General features: G+C 73.5%; 15 protein-coding genes and 1 riboswitch. Of the genes, 11 read left to right on the top strand and 4 right to left on the bottom strand.

Features of this window, described 5'->3' with window-relative positions; translation table 11 throughout:
• Positions 1-10: 10 nt before the first annotated feature.
• The 4 genes from ABZZ04_RS17000 to ABZZ04_RS16985 are packed head-to-tail and all read left to right on the top strand — an operon-like array spanning position 11 to position 8,740.
• The gene (locus ABZZ04_RS17000; RefSeq protein ID WP_356932999.1) at positions 11-1,789 is read left to right on the top strand and encodes a TIGR02677 family protein; all 1,779 of its coding nucleotides are present in this window, start codon (positions 11-13) and stop codon (positions 1,787-1,789) included.
• A complete protein-coding gene (locus ABZZ04_RS16995) occupies positions 1,786-3,042 on the top strand; it encodes a TIGR02678 family protein (RefSeq protein ID WP_356932998.1) in 1,257 nt (418 codons plus the stop codon). The genes ABZZ04_RS17000 and ABZZ04_RS16995 overlap by 4 nt, the downstream gene beginning before the upstream one ends.
• Positions 3,039-7,421, top strand: a complete 4,383-nt coding sequence (locus tag ABZZ04_RS16990) for a TIGR02680 family protein (protein ID WP_356932997.1) — start codon at positions 3,039-3,041, stop codon at positions 7,419-7,421. Before ABZZ04_RS16995 ends, ABZZ04_RS16990 begins: the two co-directional genes overlap by 4 nt.
• Positions 7,418-8,740, top strand: coding sequence for a TIGR02679 family protein (locus ABZZ04_RS16985; RefSeq protein WP_356932996.1), 1,323 nt, complete (start codon positions 7,418-7,420; stop codon positions 8,738-8,740). Before ABZZ04_RS16990 ends, ABZZ04_RS16985 begins: the two co-directional genes overlap by 4 nt.
• Positions 8,741-8,764: 24 nt before the next feature.
• Here the strand turns inward: ABZZ04_RS16985 and ABZZ04_RS16980 are convergent, their stop codons facing one another.
• The 4 genes from ABZZ04_RS16980 to ABZZ04_RS16965 are packed head-to-tail and all read right to left on the bottom strand — an operon-like array spanning position 8,765 to position 11,450.
• Complete coding sequence (locus ABZZ04_RS16980) at positions 8,765-9,616, bottom strand: ATP-binding cassette domain-containing protein (RefSeq protein WP_356932995.1); 852 nt, start codon at positions 9,614-9,616, stop codon at positions 8,765-8,767.
• On the bottom strand, positions 9,613-10,362 hold the full coding sequence (gene cbiQ / locus ABZZ04_RS16975; protein ID WP_356932994.1) for a cobalt ECF transporter T component CbiQ: 750 nt from the start codon (positions 10,360-10,362) through the stop codon (positions 9,613-9,615). Before cbiQ ends, ABZZ04_RS16980 begins: the two co-directional genes overlap by 4 nt.
• Positions 10,363-10,368: 6 nt before the next feature.
• On the bottom strand, positions 10,369-10,749 hold the full coding sequence (locus tag ABZZ04_RS16970; RefSeq protein WP_356932993.1) for an energy-coupling factor ABC transporter substrate-binding protein: 381 nt from the start codon (positions 10,747-10,749) through the stop codon (positions 10,369-10,371).
• Positions 10,746-11,450, bottom strand: coding sequence for an energy-coupling factor ABC transporter permease (locus ABZZ04_RS16965; RefSeq protein ID WP_356932992.1), 705 nt, complete (start codon positions 11,448-11,450; stop codon positions 10,746-10,748). The genes ABZZ04_RS16970 and ABZZ04_RS16965 overlap by 4 nt, the downstream gene beginning before the upstream one ends.
• 29 nt (positions 11,451-11,479) lie before the next feature.
• Positions 11,480-11,664, bottom strand: a riboswitch (cobalamin riboswitch).
• A 358-nt stretch (positions 11,665-12,022) separates the two neighbouring features.
• Between ABZZ04_RS16965 and ABZZ04_RS16960 the strand changes: the two genes are divergently transcribed.
• The 7 genes from ABZZ04_RS16960 (at position 12,023) to ABZZ04_RS16930 (ending at position 20,432) form a co-directional block, all read left to right on the top strand.
• On the top strand, positions 12,023-12,889 hold the full coding sequence (locus ABZZ04_RS16960) for a Gfo/Idh/MocA family oxidoreductase (RefSeq protein WP_356932991.1): 867 nt from the start codon (positions 12,023-12,025) through the stop codon (positions 12,887-12,889).
• A 474-nt stretch (positions 12,890-13,363) separates the two neighbouring features.
• Complete coding sequence (locus ABZZ04_RS16955) at positions 13,364-14,311, top strand: winged helix-turn-helix domain-containing protein (RefSeq protein ID WP_356932990.1); 948 nt, start codon at positions 13,364-13,366, stop codon at positions 14,309-14,311.
• A gap of 752 nt (positions 14,312-15,063) precedes the next feature.
• Positions 15,064-16,128: a phytanoyl-CoA dioxygenase family protein gene (locus tag ABZZ04_RS16950; protein WP_356932989.1), complete on the top strand. Its 1,065-nt coding sequence runs from the start codon at positions 15,064-15,066 to the stop codon at positions 16,126-16,128.
• A complete protein-coding gene (locus ABZZ04_RS16945; protein ID WP_356932988.1) occupies positions 16,110-17,504 on the top strand; it encodes a DUF6271 family protein in 1,395 nt (464 codons plus the stop codon). Before ABZZ04_RS16950 ends, ABZZ04_RS16945 begins: the two co-directional genes overlap by 19 nt.
• Positions 17,505-17,519: 15 nt before the next feature.
• The gene (locus ABZZ04_RS16940) at positions 17,520-18,689 is read left to right on the top strand and encodes a type III PLP-dependent enzyme (RefSeq protein ID WP_356932987.1); all 1,170 of its coding nucleotides are present in this window, start codon (positions 17,520-17,522) and stop codon (positions 18,687-18,689) included.
• A gap of 12 nt (positions 18,690-18,701) precedes the next feature.
• On the top strand, positions 18,702-19,259 hold the full coding sequence (locus ABZZ04_RS16935; protein ID WP_356932986.1) for a GNAT family N-acetyltransferase: 558 nt from the start codon (positions 18,702-18,704) through the stop codon (positions 19,257-19,259).
• 6 nt (positions 19,260-19,265) lie between these two features.
• On the top strand, positions 19,266-20,432 hold the full coding sequence (locus tag ABZZ04_RS16930) for an MFS transporter (protein WP_356932985.1): 1,167 nt from the start codon (positions 19,266-19,268) through the stop codon (positions 20,430-20,432).
• Positions 20,433-20,609 lie beyond the last annotated feature (177 nt).

Raw genomic sequence — 20,609 nt, 5'->3', positions numbered from 1 at the left:
GAGTGCGAGGGTGGGGGCGACGAACCGCATGGTCATGCTGGAGGACGGCGACCGGGGGAGCGCGCGGGACCGGCAGCCGGTCCATGAGCGGAACCGGGAGGCGGTCGTCCGGGCGTCTGGTCCGTCCGTCGTCGACTACAGTCCCTTCGCTCATCTCACCGTCCCCAACGCCGCCCTCTACCGACAGGTGATGCGCACCTTCCTCGCCGCCAAGGAACGGTTCGCCGTGCATCTGCGGCCGGAGGACGTGTACGCCGCCCTGGAGGCGGAGAGTCGGCCCGCCGACGTCGAGGCGGTGACGAAGGCGCTGGACAGCCTCGTCGTCTGGGGGAACCTGCGGGCCGATCCGGACCATGCGCGGGTGACGGCGGTCGAGGACTTCTATCGCAGGCGGTTCATCTACCAGCTCACACGGGCCGGTGAGGCGGTCGAGGCGGCGCTGGGGGCGTACGACGAGGTGCTGGGGCGGCGCGGGGAGCTCCAGGCGGTCGCGCTGCACGACATCGTCACACAGCTGCGGGCGCTGCTGGTGATCGCGGCGCAGGACGAGCCCGATCCGGCGAAGGCGTACGTCGCGCTCTCCGTGCTGACCGCGCGTTTCACCGACCTCGCCGACAACGCCCGTGCCTTCATGGGGTCGCTCCAGCGCACCATCGATCTGCACGACATCGAGGTCGAGGCGTTCCTCGCGTACAAGGACCGGCTGATCCAGTACCTGGAGCGGTTCATCCAGGACCTGATCACCCTCGGCGGGCGGATCGCCCTGCTGATCGGGGAACTGGAGGACCAGGGGCGGGTGGGGCCGCTGCTGCGGATCGCCGCCGCCCGGGAGGCCGTCGACGCCTCCCCCGACGACGCCGAGCACGCGGAGGCGGTGGCGTACGAGCGGTGGGCGGACCGGTGGTCCGGGCTCGCGCAGTGGTTCGTCTCGGGGGAGGGGCGGGAGTCGCAGGCCCGGCTGCTGCGGGGGCGCGCGCTCGGTTCGATTCCGCAACTCCTCGCCGTCGTACGGCAGTTGAACGAGCGACGGGCCGGGCGGTCCGACCGTTCGGCCGACTTCCGCACGCTGGCGCGGTGGTTCGCCCAGGCGCCGGACGACGCGGCGCGGCACCGGTTGTGGCGGGTGGCGTTCGGGCTGTACCCGTCCCGGCACCTCACCGTCGACGGCGACACCCTCGCCGAGCGGACGGCCGCACCCGAACCGGCCTCGACGCCGTGGGCCGGGGCGCGACCGCTGCGGATCAGCCCCCAGCTGCGCCGTACCGGCAGCTACGAGCGGCGTGGCAAGCCGCGCCGGGTGGCCGACCGGGGAGCGGCGAAGCGCCGGCTCGCCGAGATCGCCGCCAGGCAGTCCGAGGAGGTCAGGGCGGCCCGGGACCGGCTCGCGACGGGCGGGCCGGTGCGGCTGTCCCGGCTGGGGGAGCTCGATCCGGTCGCCTTCCAGCTGTTCCTGCGGCTGCTCGGCGACGCCCTCGCCACCTGGCGGCCGGAGACGACGACCACCGTGGCCACCAGCGGGGACGGTTCCATGGAGATCCGGCTGACCGCGCTCGACGACGGCTCGACGGCCGAAGTGCGCACGCCCGACGGGGTGTTCAGCGGGCCCGACCACCTGATCGACATCATCGATCTCACGGAGGAGATCCGGTTCGGGCCGCCCGCCGGGCGCACATCCGCGTCCGCCGGAGCCGAACCGGCCGCACCAGTGTCGGCCGCACCCATGCCGGTCGCAACCACGTCCGCCGGAGTCGGGACGGCTGCGGGGCCGGGGCCGGGGGAGGGGCGGTGACCGGGCCGCTCGCCGAGGTCCTCGACGGCCAGCGCCGGGCCGACCTGCAACGCGCCGCACGTGCCCTGCTGAAGGAGCCGCTGCTCACCGCCGACGGGCCGTACGCCGACGAGTTCCGGCTGGTGCGACGGCACCAGGCCGAACTGCGCGGGTGGTTCGAGCGCAACGTCGGCTGGACGCTGCGCACGGACGCCGACGCCGCGCGGCTGCGCAAGACGCCGGGCACCCTCACCGACGTCACGCATCCGGCCCGGGAGGCCACCCGGAACGCGCTGCCCTTCACCAGGCGCCGTTACGTCCTGCTCTGCCTGGCGCTGGCCGCGCTGGAGCGGGGCGAGGCCCAAGTGGCGCTCGGCAGGCTCGCCGAGCAGATCGTGCTGGCCGCCGCCGACCCCGAACTGGTCGCCGCCGGGATCGTGTTCACCCTGGAGCGGCGCGACGAACGACTCGACCTCGCAGCCGTCGTGCGACTGCTGCTGCGGGCCGGGGTGCTGCGAAGGGTGGCGGGCGACGAGGAGGCGTACATCAGCGGATCCGGGGACGTGCTGTACGACGTACGGCGGCGTGTGCTGGCCGGGATTCCGGCGTCCCTGCGCGGCCCCTCCCTCGTCGAGGCCGAGGAGTTCGAGGAACGGCTGGTGGAGATGACGGCGCGGACCGCCCTCGACAGCGACGAGCTGAGGTTCCGCGCGATCCGCTGGAAGCTGACCCGCCTCCTCCTCGACGACCCGGTGCTCTACTACGACGACCTCACCGACGACGAACTGGCCTACCTCACCCGGCAGCGCGGCTTCATCACCGCGCGGATCGGCGAACTGACCGGACTGGTGCCCGAGGTGCGCGCCGAGGGCGTCGCCATGGTGGACCCCCTGGACGACCTCACCGACGTACGCATGCCGGAACAGGGCACGCACGGGCACGTCACCCTGCTGCTCGCCCAGCACCTGGCGGAAGCCGGGCGGCCCGTCGCACCGGCGGAGCTGGCACGACGGGTGCGCGAACTCGCCGCGGAACACGGCGGTTTCTGGGCGAAGTCGGCCAGGGAGCCGGGTGCCGAACCCGTACTGGTGGCACAGGCCCTGGAGAAACTGGTGGCCCTGGGACTCGCCGAGCACACCGAGCGGGGCGTCGTGCCGCGGCCGGCCCTCGCGCGGTACGCGGTCGGCGAGGCCGTCATCAGGGAACCGGGGACACCACCGAACCGTCCGCACCCTCCCACCTCACCGGACACGATCGTGAAGGACGAAAGGTGAACCGCGCCTCGACCGGGCTCCCGGCCCCCGCCCTCCCCCACCCCGCCCCCGGCCGGTGGCGGCCCCTGCGCATCGGGCTCGTCGACCTGTTCCACTACGACGTCGAGGAGTTCTGGTTCCGCGACGGCCGGCTGCTGCTGCGCGGCAACAACGGCACCGGGAAGTCCAAGGTGCTCGCCCTCACCCTGCCGTTCCTGCTGGACGGGGACCTCTCCGCCCGCCGGGTCGAGCCCGACGGCGACCCGGGCAAACGGATGGAGTGGAACCTGCTGCTGGGCGGTGAGCACCCACATCCCGAACGGCTCGGCTACACCTGGATCGAGTTCGGACGGCTCGACGGGACCACCGGCGAACCCCATTTCCGTACCCTGCTCTGCGGGCTGAAGGCCGTCACCGGACGCGGCATCGCCCGCCACTGGTTCGCGGTGACCGACCAGCGGATCGGCGCCGGACTCGACCTGCTCGACGCGACCGGCACGGCCCTGTCCCGGGACCGGCTCGCGGAGGCCGTCGGCAGCCGCGGCATGGTGTACGACACCGCGAAGACGTACCGCCGGGCGGTCGACGAGGCCCTCTTCGGACTGGGGGAGCAGCGCTACGGCGCACTCGTCGACCTCCTCATCCAGCTGCGCCAGCCCCAACTGTCCAAGCGCCCCAACGAGGCGGCCCTGTCCCGGGCGCTGACGGAGGCGCTGCCGCCGATGGACCAGGCGGTCGTCGCCGACGCGGCGGAGGCGTTCCGGTCGCTGGACGAGGAGAAGGAGCAGCTGCGGGCGGCCCGCGAGGCCGAGGAGGCGTCGTCGGGGTTCCTCGACCACTACCGGCGCTACGCCCGCATCGCCTCCCGGCGCCGGGCCCGGCTGCCCCGCACCGAACACGCCCGCTACGAGCACATCCAGCGTGAACTCCTCAAGGCGCAGGACGCCCGTGAACAGGCCGTGGCGGACCGGGCGAAGGCCCAGGAACGGGCCGCGTCGCTCGACGAGCGCGCGGCGCGGCTGGACGCGCAGGACGCCGCCCTGCGGACCGGGCCCGAAATGCGCGACGCCCGCGCGCTCGACCAGGCGGCGGTCGACGCCTCCCGCACGGCTGCGGACCTGACGCGCGCCGAGGAGGACCGGCGGACGGCCGACCAGGCACACACCCGGGCCCTGGGCCGGCTCGGCACCGCGACGAACCGGCTGACCGCCGCGCAGGAGGCGCTGGACGACGTCCTGGGCCGGGTGGCCGGAAGCGCCGCGGCGGCCCGGCTCGACGTCCCGCGGACCGAGGACGCCCCCGTCACGGTGCTGCGCCGCGCGGCGGACGAGGCGACGACGAGCAGGCGGCGTGCCGTCGGTCATGTGGAGGCCCTCGCCGAGCACGCCGAACGGGCCGGGGAGGCGCACAACGCCGCCCGGCTGCGCGCCGACGAGGCCGACGAGGAGGCCGTGCACGCCGGGGAGCTGCTGGCCCGGGCCGAGGAGGGAACCGCGCAGGCCGGGCGCGCGCTCGTCGCGGCCGTCCGGGAGCACCTGTCCGGGTGCGCGGAGTTGCGGCCGGCCGGGCTGCCGGGGGTGCTCGACGCGGTGCAGGAGTGGGCGGGCCACCTGAACGGCCCCCACCCGGCGCTCGTCGCCGCGGCCGGAACCCACCGCGTCCTCGCCTCCGACCTGGCCGACCGGGCCGCCGACCTGACCCACCGCGAGACGGCGACGGCGGAACGGCAGCGGCTGGTGGCACGGGAACTGACCGCGCTCGAAGCGGGCGGACAGCGGGGCCCCTCGGCTCCGTACACCCGCACCCCCGATGTCCGGACCCGGGGCGTCGGGGCCCCGCTGTGGCGGCTGGTCGACTTCCGTCCGCACGTCACCGGGGCCGAACGCGCCGGGCTGGAGGCCGCCCTGGAGGCGTCGGGGCTCCTCGACGCCTGGGTACGGCCGGACGGCTCCGCGGTCGCGGCGAACGGGCACGACGTGTTCCTCGCACCTGTGGACCCGTCCGGAGGGAGCGGCCTCGACGTACTCCTCGCGCCCGTGGACCGGCCCGGTGGGAACGGCCTCGACCGGGTGCTGTGCCCGGCGGTCGACCACGCCGACGCGGGGGCCGCAGCCGTGGGGGAACGAGTGGTCCAGCGCCTGCTGGCCTCGATCGGGCTGGTCGGCGGCGAGGATGGTGCGGGCCCGGCGGAGGGCGCCCGGTGGGCCGGGGCCCACGGCACCTGGGTCGCCACGGACGGGAGCTTCCGCGTCGGCGCGCTGACCGGGAGCTGGGCCAAGGACAGCGCCCAGTACGTGGGGGAGGGCGCGCGGGAACAGGCACGCCGCGCCCGGATCGCCGAACTGCACCTCGAACGGGACGAGTTGGAGGCGGAGCGGGAACGGCTGTCCGGGGAGCTGCACGCGGTGGCGGGGCGCCGCGAGGTGCTCGACGCCGAACTCGCGGCCGTACCCGGCGACGACGAGCTGCGCCACGCGCACGCGCGGGTCACCGCCGCGACCGACGCGGTCCGGCGGGCCCGTGCCCGGCAGCGGGAGCGGGCCGCCGAACTCGACCGGGCGGCCGGGGAGGCGGAGCGCAGAGCGGCCGAACTCGGCGGGACGGCCACCGACCTGCACCTCCCCACCGACCGGGAGGCACTGGCCCTCGTGCGCCAGGCACTCGCCGATCACACCGCCCACCTCGCGGAGCTGTGGCCGGCCCTGCGCGAGCGCACGGACGCCGAGCACGCGGTCACCGGCGACCGGGCCGAGACCGACCGGGCCGAACACCGCGCCCTCGAACTCGCGGAACGCACCGCGGAGGCGGCCCGCCTGGCCGCCTCGGCGGACGAACACCTGCGCACGCTCCGTTCCACCGTCGGCGCGGCCGTCGCCGAACTCCAGCGGCGGCTGGAGGAGACCGCGACCGCCGCCCGCGCCTGCGCGGACGAACAGCAGCGGGCACAGGCGGACATCCGCGACGCGGACCGGCGGGCCGGGCACGCCGAGGGGCGCATCGAGCGGCTGGAGGAGGACGTCACGGACGCCACCGCCGCGCGCGGGCGCGCCGTCGCGGCGCTCCAGCGGTTCGTCTCGACCGGGCTGCTCGCCGTCGCCCTCCCCGACGTCGCCGTACCGGACGACGACGGCGGTACGTGGGCGGCGACCCCCGCCGTGAACCTCGCCCGTGCCATCGAGTCCCGGCTCTCCTCCACCGACGACTCGGACGCGGCCTGGGAACGCGTCCAGAAGCGGCTGAGCGAGGAGTTCGGGCGGCTCCAGGACGCGCTCTCCCGGCACGGGCACACCGCTACGGCCCGTCCGGGCGAGGACGGCATGCGGGTCGACATCGTCTATCAGGGCCGGCGGCGCGCCGTGCCCGAACTCGCCGAGGCGCTGGCCGCCGAGGTCACCGAACTGACCCGCCTCCTGTCGGCGCACGAACGCGAGATCCTGGAGACCCATCTGATCACCGAGGTCGCCGGGACGCTCCAGGAACTGATCGGGGCCGCCGAACGCCGGGTGCGCGCCATGAACCGGGAGCTGGAGGAACGCCCGACCTCGACCGGCATGAAGCTGCGCCTGGTGTGGCGGGCCTCCCGCCGGGCCCCGCAGGGCCTGGCCCAGGCCCGGGAACGGCTGCGCCAGTCGGCCGACGCCTGGTCGCCGCAGGACCGGGCGGCGGTCGGGGTGTTCCTCCAGGAGCAGATCGCCCGCCGCCAGGCCGACGACAGCGCGGGCAGTTGGCAGGAGGACCTCACCGCCGCCCTCGACTACCGGGCGTGGCACGAGTTCGGCGTCGAACGGCACCAGCACGGCAAGTGGGTGCCCGCCACCGGGCCCGCCTCCGGCGGCGAACGCGTCCTGGCGGCGTCCGTACCGCTCTTCGCCGCCGCGTCCTCCCACTACGCGAGCGCGGGCGGCGCGCACGCCCCACGACTGGTCACCCTGGACGAGGCGTTCGCGGGAGTGGACGACGACTCCCGCGCTAAGTGCCTCGGCCTGCTGCGCGCCTTCGACCTCGACGTCGTCATGACCAGCGAACGGGAATGGGCCTGCTACCCGCAGGTGCCCGGCATCGCCATCGCGCAGCTCTCCCGCGTCGACGACATCGACGCCGTCCTGGTGACCCGTTGGGAATGGGACGGCTTCGACCGGCGGCGCGGCACCGAGCCGGGAACCGCACCGCGTACGACGACGGTGCCCCTCCAGCCCGACGGCCGCGAACGGAGCGACCGGGGCGCCGGGGGAACGGCCACCGGGACGGCGTGGACCGGTGACACGCAGGAACCGGGAGGAACCGGCGCCGCGCCGGGCACGGGGGACGCTGCTGTGCAGGAGCCGGGAGGAACCGGCGTGCCGGGCACGGGGAACACCGCCGCGCAGGACCGGGGAGAACAGGAGTCCCTGTGGGGGTGAGCCCTTCCGGCCGTCCCGGCACCGGCCGCCCCGACGCAGCCCGCTCCGACACCGGCCGCCCCGGCGCCGACGGCCTCGACGGCCTCGACACCGACCGCCTCGGACGGCTGCTCGGCGACCCCGGCCTCGCCTGGCTCCTGGAACGCGCCCGCCGACGGATGGCCGCCGGTCGGCCCCTCACCGGCACGGTCACCCTGGCCCGCCCCGACGAGCTCCAACGGGAGGCCGCCGAAAGGCTGCTGGGGCGCGCCCCCGGCGCGGGCCGCTCCCTGACGGTACGCCTCGACGCGGTGGACGAGGTGCTGCGCCGGTCCGGGGCCGGTCCCGACGGGCTGGAGGCCGCGGTGGTGGCCCTGACCGGGCCCGTCGCCCTGCACGCGGAGGTGCGGGACCGGGAGGAACGGGCCTGGGAGGACGCGTACGCGCCGTTCGCCGCCCTGGACCCCGGGCTGGCCGACTGGGCGGAACGGGTCCGCGGGGACGGCCTCGTACGGCGGCTCGCACGCACCCCGGAAGCCGCCGGTCCACTGGTGGACGCCGCCGCACGGGCGCTGCGCGCACTGCCCGCGGTTCCTCCGGTGTCACGTGCGACGTTCGCGGCACGCCATCTCTCCGGCGCCCACGCCCTGGACGAGGGAACCCCGCTCGCCGCCCTGGTCCTGTCGGGGCTCCGGGCCCTCACGGGCTTCCCGGACGGCTCCGGCGCCGAGTGGCGGCGGGAGGCATGGGCGTCGGCGGGGCTGCTCAGGGACGACGTGTCGTCGACCGTCCTGACCCTCAACCTGCGGGGGACACCGGCCCTCGACTGGGCGGCCGACGAGGGGGAGCCCGCCGTCCTGACGCTGCGTTCGCTCACCCGGCACCCCCCGAGCGGCGCCCTCCCGGGAACGGGGGCCGTGTACGTGTGCGAGAACCCGGCCGTCCTGTCCGCCGCAGCCGACACCTTCGGCCCGCAGTGCCCGCCCATGGTGTGCCTCCAGGGGCAGCCCTCGGCGGCGGCGCTCGCCCTGCTGCGCGGCCTGTCCGCGCGAGGAGCCGGGTTCCTCCACCACGGCGACTTCGACTGGGGCGGGATGCGCATCGCCGCGGCGCTGGGGCGCGGTGTCGCGTGGCGGCCCTGGCGCTTCGGGGCGGCCGACTACCTGGCCGCTCTGGCCGGGGTGACGGAGCCGCAGCGGCTGACCGGCGCGCCCGCCGAGACCCCGTGGGACCCGGCCCTGGCCGCCGCCCTCGCCGAGCACGGGATCCGGGTCGAGGAGGAGGCGGTGCTCGACGATCTGCTCGCGGACCTGGGGGAGCGGGCCCGGCGCGGCGGATGAGCCCGGGGTTCGTACCACGGCGGCTCAGTGGTCGGCCGTGGCCTCCGGCACCAGTGCGGCCAGTTCCTCCGGGGTGCGCGGACCGGTGGCGCCTTCGGTCAACAGGCCGTGCGTGCGCAGGAGTTCGGACGCCGCTACGCCCCACGGCAGGCGCAGCCCCGCCTGCCGGAGCAGATCGGTGCGGGCGAGGGCGGCGGGCGCCGGGCCGATGTGCGCGCCGGACGGGGTGAGGACCGCGGCGTCGTCGGCCCAGCGCAGGGCGAGGTCGACGTCATGGGTGGCCATGACGACGGTGGTGCCGTTCGCCCGGAGCCGGTCGAGGGTGTCGAGCAGCCGTTCCTGGCCGTCCGGGTCGAGCCCGGCGGTCGGCTCGTCGAGGATCAGCACCCGGGGCCGCATGGCGACGGCGCCGGCGATCGCGGTCCGCTTGCGCTGCCCGTAGGACAGCAGGTGGGTGGGCCGGTCGGCCAGCGCGCCGATGTCCAGGGCGGCGAGCGCCTCGTCGACGCGCGCCCGCACCTCGGCGTCGGACAGGCCAAGGTTGAGCGGGCCGAACGACACGTCCTGGAGGACGGACGCGGCGAAGAGCTGGTCGTCGGGGTCCTGCACCACCAGCTGCACGGTCGTGCGCAGCCGGGTCAGTCCCTTGCGGTCGTACGTGACGGGGTTCCCCTCGACGGTCAGTTGCCCCGTACGGGGCCGCAGCCCGCCGCTGAGCAGCCGCATCAGCGTGGTTTTGCCGCTGCCGTTGCGGCCCAGCAGCGCGAGCGCGCGCCCCTCGCGCACCTCGAAGTCGAGCCCGTCGAGCACGGTCGGCCCGTCCTCGTACGAGAAGGACGCGCCCCGCAGGGCGACCAGGGCGGCGGGCTCGCTCATGACAGCGGCCTTTCCAGTACGAGGGTGAGGACGGTCAGTGCCGCGAGCAGCGCGAGGCTCGCCGCGGTGAAGGGGGCGGAGACCCGGGCCTCGGGCACCAGGACGCGCAGGGTGCCGTCGTAGCCCCGGCCGGCGAGCCCGGCCTGGAGCCGCGCCGCCCGGTCGAAGGCCCGGACGAACGCGGTGGCGCCGAGCCCGCCCAGGGAACGCCAGGCGGCGGCCCGAGTGGTGTGCCCGAGCCGGGCCGCCTGCGCCTGACGGATCAGGCGCACGGAGTCGAGCAGCAGGAAACTCATGCGGTACGTCACCAGGGCGACGTCCACGACCGGCGCGGGCACCCCGGCCCGCACCAGGCGCGGCAGCAGGTCGGACATCGGTGTGGTGAAGGCGAACAGCAGCACCCCGAGGGAGGCGGCCGAGGTGCGCAGCAGGAGTTCCCCCGCCCGGACCGGCCCGCCGTCGGCGAGGGACACGAACCCGCCGGGGCCGCCGATCTGCACCAGCAGGGTGGCCGCCCCGGTCACGCAGAAACCCAACGGCACCCGGTACGCCCGCCACAGCCGCCGGCCCGGCACGCCCGCCGGACCGGCCAGCAGCACGAGCGCCGTCACCAGGACGAGCGCCGCGCCGGGCCAGGGCGGCAGCGAGATCGCGAGCACGGTGAGCCCGAGTCCGAGCACGGCCTTGTCCACGGGATGACGGCGGCGCCAGCGGTTGCTGTGCGCCGCCTCGTCGATCGGCAGCACGCGGGTTCAGGCTCCTTCGGCGGGGGAGTCCCCGGTGCCGACGGACGTGCTTTCGGCGTCCCGTCGCGCCTGCTCCTGCGTCAGGGCGAGTTCCGCGCCCTGGCGGCGGCCCCGGCGCAGCCCGAAGTAGTAGGCGAGGACGCCCGCGCCGAGCGCCGCCTGGAGGGCGAAGAGCGCCGACTCGATCTCGCCGGACGGTGGTTCGTACAGGGGCGAGAACCAGGGTTCGTAGTCCGGTTCGATCTCGGTGATCGCCGTCTCCGCCTCGGCGTCGGCGCCCGTGAACGGCTCCTTCTTGTGGTCGCCGAGGCCGAGTGCCAGCGGCAGGACCGCGAGCGCGGCCACGACGAGCAGCAGCAGGGCGTTGATCTTCGCGTTACGGCTCATCGGGCCACCTCCTCGGGCGTGCCGGTCCGGTCCGCGCGGCGAGTCGGGAACACGCCCAGCCGGGTCAGTTCCCCCTTGCTGGACTGCGCCAGCAGCCGCATCACGACCACCGTCAGCAGACCCTCGCTCACCGCGAGCGGGATCTGGGTGACGGCGAAGATGGAACCGAACTTGCCGAGCGCGCCCAGGAATCCGCTGCTCGGGTCGGGGAAGGCCAGCGCCAGCTGCACACTGGTGACGCAGTAGGTGGAGAGGTCGGCGACGAACGCGGCGAAGAACACCGTCACCATCAGCGGCACGTCGAACCGCCGCAGCAGCCGGTACAGCCCGTATCCGGCCCAGGGGCCGACGATCGCCATCGAGAAGACGTTGGCACCGAGCGTGGTCAGACCGCCGTGGGCCAGCAGCAGCGCCTGGAAGAGCAGGGTGATGGTGCCGAGCACCGCCATGATCGGCGGCCGGAAGAGGATGGCGCCCAGTCCGGTACCCGTGGGGTGTGAGCAACTCCCGGTGACGGAAGGGAGTTTCAGGGCCGACAGGACGAAGGTGAAGGCACCGGAGGCGCCGAGGAGCAGGGTGCTCTCCGGGTGCTCCTTGACCTCACGGGTGAGTGACCGTACTCCGTGTACGACGAACGGCGCGGACGCGACGCCCCAGGCGATCGCGTGCGCCGGAGGCAGAAAGCCCTCGGCTATGTGCATGGCTCAGTAGACCCTCTCCAGCACCTCGTGGATGGTTGACGCGCCTTGGCCGGTCTCCTGGCTGACGGGTACCACCGCCCGTGCTCCGCCTTCCCGGGTCCGAGGACCCAGTGGCTGCCCGCAGGGGGCTGGAGCCGGACTTCCCGATCACAGTGGCGAGGGCCGCACCGGTATCACACCGGATTTCCCGTTCACCAAGGCGTGGTGACAGTAATGCCTGGCCCGGGGTGGTGACAAGCACGCCCGGAGGGGGCGGGGAGCACCGCGCGCACGCCTGCGCGCCCGCGCGTACCGGGTGCGACGCCCGGTGCACCACGCCGCTTTTTCTGCACGCCCGCACGCCCGCGCGCAGGGGCCGGTGCGCGGTGTCGGTCACCTGCGCGAACGGCCCGGTACGGGCGCACGGGGCCGTCCGCCCGTACCGCCCGTGCCGTCACCGCGTACCGCTCCTGCTGCCACTCCGTACCGCCCCTGCTGGCACCGCGGGCCGGGGCCGTGCGCCCTCTGTGCGAGACTCGGTGTCGCACCACGGGCGGGCGGGCCGCCGCCACCGATGAAGGGAACGTCTCCGGATGCGCATCGGGATCGTCGGCACCGACAGCAGCCACGTCGACCAGATCGTCCGCCACCTCAACGTCGACGGGGCGGGCGGCGACGCGCGCGTCGTGGCGCTCAGCGGCGGACACGGCCCGCGCAACGACGCCCTGGCGGCCACCGGCGGGATCACGACCGTCGTCGACGAGCCCACCGAACTGCTCGGACTGGTCGACGCCGTCGTCGTCGCGGACCGGTACGGAACGCGCCACCGCGACCTGGCGGTCCCCTTCCTGGCCGAGGGCCTCGCGGTGTTCGTCGACAAGCCGCTCGCCCGCACCGTCGAGGACGCCCGGGCCATGATCGACACCGCGCTCGCCCACGGCGCGCCGCTCACCTCGTCCTCGGCGCTCCGCTGGATCCCCGACACCGAGGAACTGGCGGCCCGGTCGGCGGCGAACGGCGCGCCGCACCTGGTCGTCGTGTCCGGGCCGGCCGACCCCGACAGCGAGTACGACGGGATCTTCTTCTACGGGATCCACACGGTGGACATCGCCCTCCGGCTCGCGCCCGGAGCGGTCTCCGGCATCCGCACGGACCTCACCGGTACCACCGTCACCGCGTCGTTCACCGCGGGCGGCACCCGGGTCGTCGTGAACCTCGTCCGGCCGGGCGACACGGAGCAGATCCCGTTCCACGCGATGGCCTCCACCCGCGAGGCCATGGTCCAGCGGACGCTCGTCCCCGGCGCGGACTACTGCGTGCCGGGCCTCGAAGCGTTCCTGGAGATGGCCCGTACGGGCAGGCAGCCCATCGGGCACGAGGACCTGTTGCGTCCGGTCGAGGTCCTGGAGGCCGTCGCCGCGGCCATGGGCGAGGCGTCCGCCGGTCCCCGGACGGCGTGAACCGGAGGGTGGCCCGATCCCGTCGCGACCGCGCCGACGGGGGTGCCCCGCGGACCGGACGAGGGTTGCGGCGGAGTGACGGGAGAGGGACCGACAGCTTTCTCCCGGAGGACAGTTGACCTGGTGAGGGCCCTTCGAGGGGTGTCTCCCTGCGTGAAGTCAACACACTTTCAGGCAACATGTCTAGACCAGATGGGGCTACCTTCCGTGCCCGTGCGCTCGCCCCGAGCGATGGTCGTGTGACCTGGGGCACAACGTTCTTGACAGTCGCCGTGCGGGTGTCGAAAGCTCATGCATCATTGGTCTGGACCACGATGGGTGGGCGGGGTTCATGTTCGATTCGCCATGCGCTTCTGGTGCCGAAGTGTCGCTCATTCGAAGTGAACTCGGCTTCAGGAGATGGGAATTGACGTATTGTCAGCTCACTTCCGGGGTGCGCTTCCCGGTGCGTCGGCATGCGGGTCTGGAGGGCTGATGGACCGACAGCAGCCCGACGTACGGCTGGCGCTGTGCGATCTGTGGCAGGCGTTCGGCGCCGTCGCGCTGTTGACCCGGTACGGCCCCGACGTCCCCTGGCCCCATCGGTCCTGGGCCCGCGAGGCGCACGGGGCGCTGACGCCGCGTCTGAGGTCCGTGGTCGCCCTGGCCCGGCGGCGGGGGCGCGTTCCCTCGTTCCTGGGGGCGGGCATCGCCTCGCGACGGGCGGGGATCACCGAGGAGCTGGACGACCTGGCGCGCACCCCGGCCGCCCCGGTCCGCGACGAGATCGTCCGGGAGTACCCGGCGGCGGTCGAGGACCCCGTGATCGCCGCGCTGATCCGTGAGCCGGAGAGTCAACTCCGTTATCTCGCAGCGGATTTCGCGAATTTCTGGCGGGTCGCGGTCGAGCCGCGCGAGGCCGGTCTGGCACGCTGCCTGGAGGAGGAGATCCTCTTCCGCTCGCGCACCCTGGCGATGAGCGGGGGAGCGGCGCTCCTCCACGAACTGGGGCTGCCGCTCGAACGCACCGACGGCACGGGCCGATTGACCGCCGTGCCGATGATGTTCACGGACGGCACCCACTGGTGGTCGGCCGCCGGCGGCCGGACCGCGGTCTCCTTCGCGGCACGGGGAGCGGGAATCCTGCACACCGGCCCGAAGCGGGACGGCGCCGCACAGGACCGGCGCGAGGACCGTCTGGCGATCCTGCTGGGCCGGGGACGCGCCTCGGTCGTACGCGAACTGGCCGAACCGACCACCACCTCCGCGCTCGCCGACCACCTGGGGCTCGCCGCGAGCACGGTCTCCCAGCACCTCTCGGCACTCGTCTCGGCCGGTGTGGTGCAACGCCACCGGGCCGGTACGCGCGTCCTGTACGAGCTGAACCGTTCGGGCATGACGCTGACGCAGTGCCTGATGAGCCAACAGGCGTCACAGGGCTGACCATCGGGCCGACGGCCCGTCACAACCGGCCACCGGGACGGCGGGCCCATCGCAACCGGGCACTTGGCCGACGGCCCACCACAACATGACACCGGGCCGGCGCTTGGCGCCGCGCCCGGTGTTGTGTTTTCCGCGACCCCGTCGGCCCGGCGACGAGCATGGCCGAAACACCGTGCCACCCGATGTCCAGAAGCGTGATCCCGCGTCTCCCACCAGCGATTACGCCGGAAAGCGAGGAGTCGATCCGGCATGCCGCCGGGGCGATTCGGCGTACGCCGAAAGGCTTGCCGGGTCTCCGGGGCTCGACAAGAGTCGAGGCGGGAACTGCTCGACCGGAGGACCGCGAAGACGTGAGCAAGGCACTGGGAAACGTTCATTTCCTGGAATCCGATCCGCCCGCAGGGCCGAGCGCGAACCACGACACCGACGGAGCCGACGGCACCGCCACGACCCACCGGACCGGCAGAGCCGTCGGCCACCGCCCTTGACGCGCGACGCGGCGCCGCCCGCCCCACCGCCTCCCGACCCGTCCGCCGCACCGGACGCACGAGGCCGGTGAGCGGGCCGGCCCGTCGCCCGGACGACTTGGACCACACCCGTCGCACGGCCCGACGCACCGTACCGACGCCGTTCGACGACGACGGCGCCGAGGCCGTCACCGGCGCCCACCGAGGTGGAGCGCCCGGACCCGTACCGCAGGGGGAGCGGTCGGTCCGTTCAGCCACGAAGAACCCGAGCCCTGGAGTGAATGCATGACGACGCCCGACTCCTATCTGCACCGATCCCCTTCGGACCGCCCGTACTTCAGCTCGGACGGCGAGTCCTACCTGGCACGGACACCGCTGAGGGACATCCGGAAGTCGCGGGAACTGCGGGTGCTGTCCGAGGCGGACTTCGAGTTCTGGCAGACCTACGGCTACGTCATCGTGCGGGAGGCGATCCCGGCCGCCGCGGCGCGCCGCCTGCTCGACTTCACCTGGGACTTCCAGGGACTCGACCCGGCCCGGCCCGACACCTGGTACGAGGACCGCCCCTTCCGGGACGACCTGGACCGGGAACTGCACGTCTACGGGTTCGTCGAGGCGTACCACCACCAGCTCATCTGGGACAGCCGGCAGACGCAGCGCGTCTACGACGCCTTCGTCGACGTGTGGGACTGCGAAGAGCTGTGGGTGACCCTGGACCGGCTGAACCTCAACCCGCCCAACGTCGGGAACCGGGACCGGGCGCTCATCGCGCCCACCGACAAGGGCTTCGACATCGAGCTGCACTGGGACGTCGACACCACGCTCGGCGTCCTGCCCCAGCGGGTCCAGGGCATCATCGCGCTGAACGACACCCGGGCGGAGGCCGGCGGCTTCCAGTGCTCGCCGGAACTCTTCCACCGGTTCGAGGAGTGGAAGACCGGGCAGCCCGCGGACCGGGACCCGATCAGGCCGGACACCGACCGCGCGGAGTTCCCGGTGATCCGCCCGGAGCTGCGGGCCGGTGACCTGCTGATCTGGAACGGCCTGCTCGCGCACGGGGTGGCTCGCAACACCTCGCGGGACGAGGTCCGCGCCGTCCAGTACCTCTCGATGATGCCCGCGCTGGAGTCGCACGACGAACTGCGGCGCTCCCGGATCGAGTCGTGGCGCAGTCTCGCCACCCCGGAGTGGAACGGGACGCTCGTCGGCGACGTGACGAAGCACGAATCCATCAGGTACGGCACTGCCACGCTGAACGACCTCGGCGAGAAGCTGCTGGGACTGAAGTCCTGGCGCGGGCAGGACGACGAGCGGTCGACCGGAGAGCGGGCATGCGCCGAATCTGCCTGACCCTTCCGACGAACAGGGCCTGCGCCGCGACGATCTCGGCCGTGGGCGAGGAGGCGGACCACGCGGCCGAACACTTCGGCGTCGAGGTGCACCTGCTGATCCTGGACTCCTCGGACGAACGGGAGTTCGCGGAACACGCCCGGGTCGTCGCCGGGGAGCGCCGGGCCCCGCACGTGGTCGTGCACCACCTCGGCGAGGCGGAACAGCGGGACTTCCTGCGGCGGGTGATCCGGCGCTCCGGTGTCGCCAAGCCCGACCTGACGCTCGACCTCATGCTCCCGGACGGCGTCTCCTACGGTGCCTGCACCAACCGGGCGTTCCTGATCGCCGCCGCGCTCGGCTGCCGGTCGGTGCACCGCCGGGACTCCGACAGCACGTACCAGGTCCTGGACGGCGAGACCGTCTTCCCCGTCCACCACGAACTCGCCTCGCTCGGCAGGACCGCGGCCGAAGCGGCGGCCGGGGTGTCCGAGACCGCGCTCGACCCCGAGCACGCGCACAAACCCGTGGCGATGGTGGGCAGTTCCTTCGTCGGCGAACTGTCGGTGGACATCGGCGAGATCGCCGAGCTGGACGGCGACGTCTACCACGACGTCGTCGGCCTGTGGGCCCCCGGACACTGGTCGGACGAGCAGAGGAGGGAACTCGTCGAGGAGTCCTTCAAGGGCGCCGGCACCGACCCGTTCGTCCGCGACCACTCGGTCCTCACCCAAGTCGATCCGATGCGGGTCGACATGTGCAACATCAGCTTCCTGGACGAGGTGTACGAACGGGTGCCGCTGCCGCCCGCGACGGACACCATCGGCAGCGACTACTTCCTCATGCACCTGGTGCACGACAGCACACTGCCCGGGGTCCTGCACAACCGCAACATCGTGAACTTCTACACCGCGGAACGCAGGACCGACGCCGGGTTCACGGCCTACCAACTGCGGTTCGTGAAGTTCTTCCTCTCCATGCTCTACTTCAACTTCATCTACGAACGGATGGCGGAGGCCGGTCCCGCGCTGCTCGACGACCGGCACCGCGTCCGGCCCGCGGCGGTGGCCGAGCTCGCCGGGCGGAGCGCCCTGATGGACCGGGCGGAGAACGTGCACCGGCTGGACGTCCTCAACCGCTCCTACCGGAAACTGGGCGGCAGGTACGCCGAGTTCGCCGAGGTCCTGGCGGCGGGCGGACGACGGCTGCTCGAAGAGGCCCGTGCGGACATCGAGGACTTCGCGCTGCTGACCGGGAACTGGGAATCCCTGGTGCGGGCGAGCAGGGCCACCGGCCTTTACCCGACGGCCGGGTCCACCGACGTCCAACCGACGGCCGGGTCCACCGGTCTCCAACCGTCGGACGGGTCCATCGGCCTTTGCCCGTCGGACCGGTAGGCGGACCGGACCATCATGCAGCTGAACACACACATGCGCGCCGCGCTGACGGCGGCCGACGACGACCGGATCATCTTCGACCTCACCGGCATAGCGGCGCAGTACGAAGCGCTGCTGCGCGAACTGCCGGGAATCTCCGTCCGCTTCGCCATGAAGGCATGCCCGGTGGACGAGGTCCTGGCCTGCCTGGCGGAGCGGGGCTCCGGCTTCGACGCGGCGAGCCCCAACGAGGTGGCCCAGGCCCTGCGCACCGGGGTGCCGGCCGACCGGATCCACTACGGCAACACCATCAAGTCGGACCGGAACATCGCCGACGCCCACCGCATGGGGATCAGGACCTTCGCGACCGACAGCCTGGAGGACGTGGCGGCGATCGCGGCCCACGCCCCCGGCGCCCGGGTCTTCTGCAGACTGGCCACCAGCGGGGCCGGGGCGCTCTGGGGCCTCAGCCGGAAGTTCGGCTGCTCGGCCGCCGACGCGGTGCTGGTGATGGAGGCGGCGCGTTCGGCCGGTCTGACCCCGGCCGGGCTGTCCGTCCACGTCGGCTCCCAGCAGATGACGTCGCAGGCGTGGCAGGAGACCTTCGAGGCCCTCGCCGACCTGCTCACGGCGCTGAACCGGCGGGGCATCCTCCCGGACCACGTCAACCTCGGCGGCGGACTGCCCGCACTGGGCTACCTGGACGACAGGGGCCGGCCCCTGGACCCGCCGGTGGACAAGATCTTCGCCGTGATCCGCGAGGGGACACAACACCTCGCGGCGGTGTCGCGGGCACCGCTGGACTTCCTCATGGAACCGGGCCGCCACCTGGTGGCCGACCACGGTGCGATCAGGGCACACGTGGCACGGCTGTCGTCCCGGCAGCAGCTCGACGGCGCACGCGAGAACTGGCTGTACCTGAGCTGCGGGAAGTTCAACGGCCTCTACGAGATGGACCAGTTGCAGTACCGGCTGCTGTTCCCCTCGCACGACGACGGCGACCACGTACCGGCCGTCGTCGCGGGCCCCACCTGCGACAGCGACGACGCCTTCGCCCACGAGCACAACCGCGTCCCGGTGCCCAGGGAGGTCGCCTCGGGGGACCCGGTGTGGATCCTCTCCAGCGGCGCCTACGCGACCGGATACATGACACGGGGATTCAACGGCTTCGATCCGCTTCCGTACGCGTGGACGCGCGGCGACTAGAGAGATCACCACGTGCGTATACGGCACATCACCGACGACGACTGGGACGGCATCACCGCACTGGAGGCCGAGGAGTACACCGCCGACGGACTGTCGGAGGGCGGGGCCGCGCTGCGGTCCCGGGCCCACGCCTCACCGGCCACCTGCTTCGTCCTGGACCACGCCGGCCGGGTCGCGGGATACCTGCTGGCCCTGCCCTACCCGAAGTTCGAGTACCCCGACCTGGACCGGAGGGAGGGCATCGTCTTCCATTCGCGCAACCTGCACCTGCACGACCTCGTCGTGGCCCCGGAGTTCCGCGGCGGAGGACTCGCGAAGAACCTCCTGCGCCACTTCACGGCGACGGCGGGATCGAAGGGGTACGAGGAGGTGTCCCTGGTCGCGGTCCGCGGCAGCGACACCTTCTGGGCGGCGCACGGATACCGGGCCCACCGGGAGGTCCGGCCGCCGACGAGCTACGGGCCGGGCGCGGTGTACATGTCCAGGACGGTGCCGGGAGTCCGGGCCGGAAGAACGAACCTCGCCGGCATGACGGCACACGGGGTACCTCCGAAAGACGAAGTGGGCTGACTGCACATGGCTGGTGTCCGTGACGAATTCCACCGAGCACAACTGGCGATCGGGGCGTTGTTCTGCTTCCTCGGGTTCCAGTACGCGACCTGGGCCTCCCGGCTCCCCGCGATCAAGGCGGAACTCGACCTGACCGAAGCGGAACTGGGCCTGCTGCTGATGGCCTGCGGCGCGGGCGCGGCGGCCTCGTTCCCCCTCGTCGCGGTCCTGATGAGACGCCTGGGATCGCGACGGCTCGCACTCGTGTCGGCCGGCTTCCTGGCCCTGCTCCTGCCGGCGCTCTCCGTGGCGCCCAACTACCCGGTCGCACTCCTGGTCATCTGCTGCGACGGGGTCGCCGTCGGAAGCCTGAACGTCGCGATGAACGCCCAGGGGGCGGCGCTCGAAGCCGCCCACCAGCGCACCGCCATGGCCAGGCTGCACGCCGTGTTCAGCGCCGGTTCCCTGCTCGCGGCACTGCTCGCCTCCGGGGTGAACGCACTGACCCCAAAGGTCGCGGTGCACTTCGGGGTGGCCGCCGTCATTCTGCTGCTGCTGGTCGGACTGACCCGCGGGGGACTGCTCACGGAGGACCCGAAGTCCCCGGAGCGGCCGGCCCCGGAGAAGAGCCGCCGCAGGCTCACCATGCCGTCCCGCGTGACGATCTGGATGGGCTGCGCGATGGTCTTCGGCACCGTTACCGAGGGCGCCATGAACGACTGGTCGGCGCTCTACATGGAGGATGTGGTCGGGGCGGCTTCGGAACTGGCGCCCCTGGGCATCGCGGTCGTCTCGGGGATGATGGTGCTGGCCCGTCTCTTCGCCGACGGCTGGCGCAGCCGCTGGGGCGACGGACGGATCGTCCGCGTCGGCAGCGCGGTGGCCGGTACGGGGCTGGCGCTCGCCCTGCTGGCCGGTGGCGTGGTGCCGACACTGATCGGGTTCGCCTGCGTCGGACTGGGCGTCGCGGCCGTCACACCGTGCATCTACGTGGCGGCGGCGGGGCAGGGCACGGACGCGCTGGCCCTGGTCGCCGCCATGGGGACGACCGGCCTGCTGGCCGGGCCCGCGGTGATCGGCTTCATAGCGGAGGCCGGCAGCCTCGTCTGGGGCATGGGGGCGGTGGCCGCCTCGGCGGTCCTGGTCTCCCTGTGCGCCACCCGGATCCGCTGGCCGGAACCCGCCGAGTCCTGACACCGCCCGCCCCGGGCCGGACGCCGTGAACCCCCCTGCGGCCCGGGGCCGTTCCCCCGCCGCGGGGGGGGGGGGGGGGGGGCGGGGGGGCCCCCCCCCCCGGCCCCCCCCGGGCGGGGGCGGCGGGGGAGACCGGAAAAGAGAGGACCACCCCGGGAGGCGCCGGCCCCCCCCCCC

This window comes from Streptomyces sp. NPDC006435 (assembly GCF_040612315.1).
Taxonomy (GTDB): domain Bacteria; phylum Actinomycetota; class Actinomycetes; order Streptomycetales; family Streptomycetaceae; genus Streptomyces.
The sequence above is the reverse complement of the archived record's forward strand: the minus strand, read 5'-3'. Positions and strand labels throughout refer to the sequence as shown.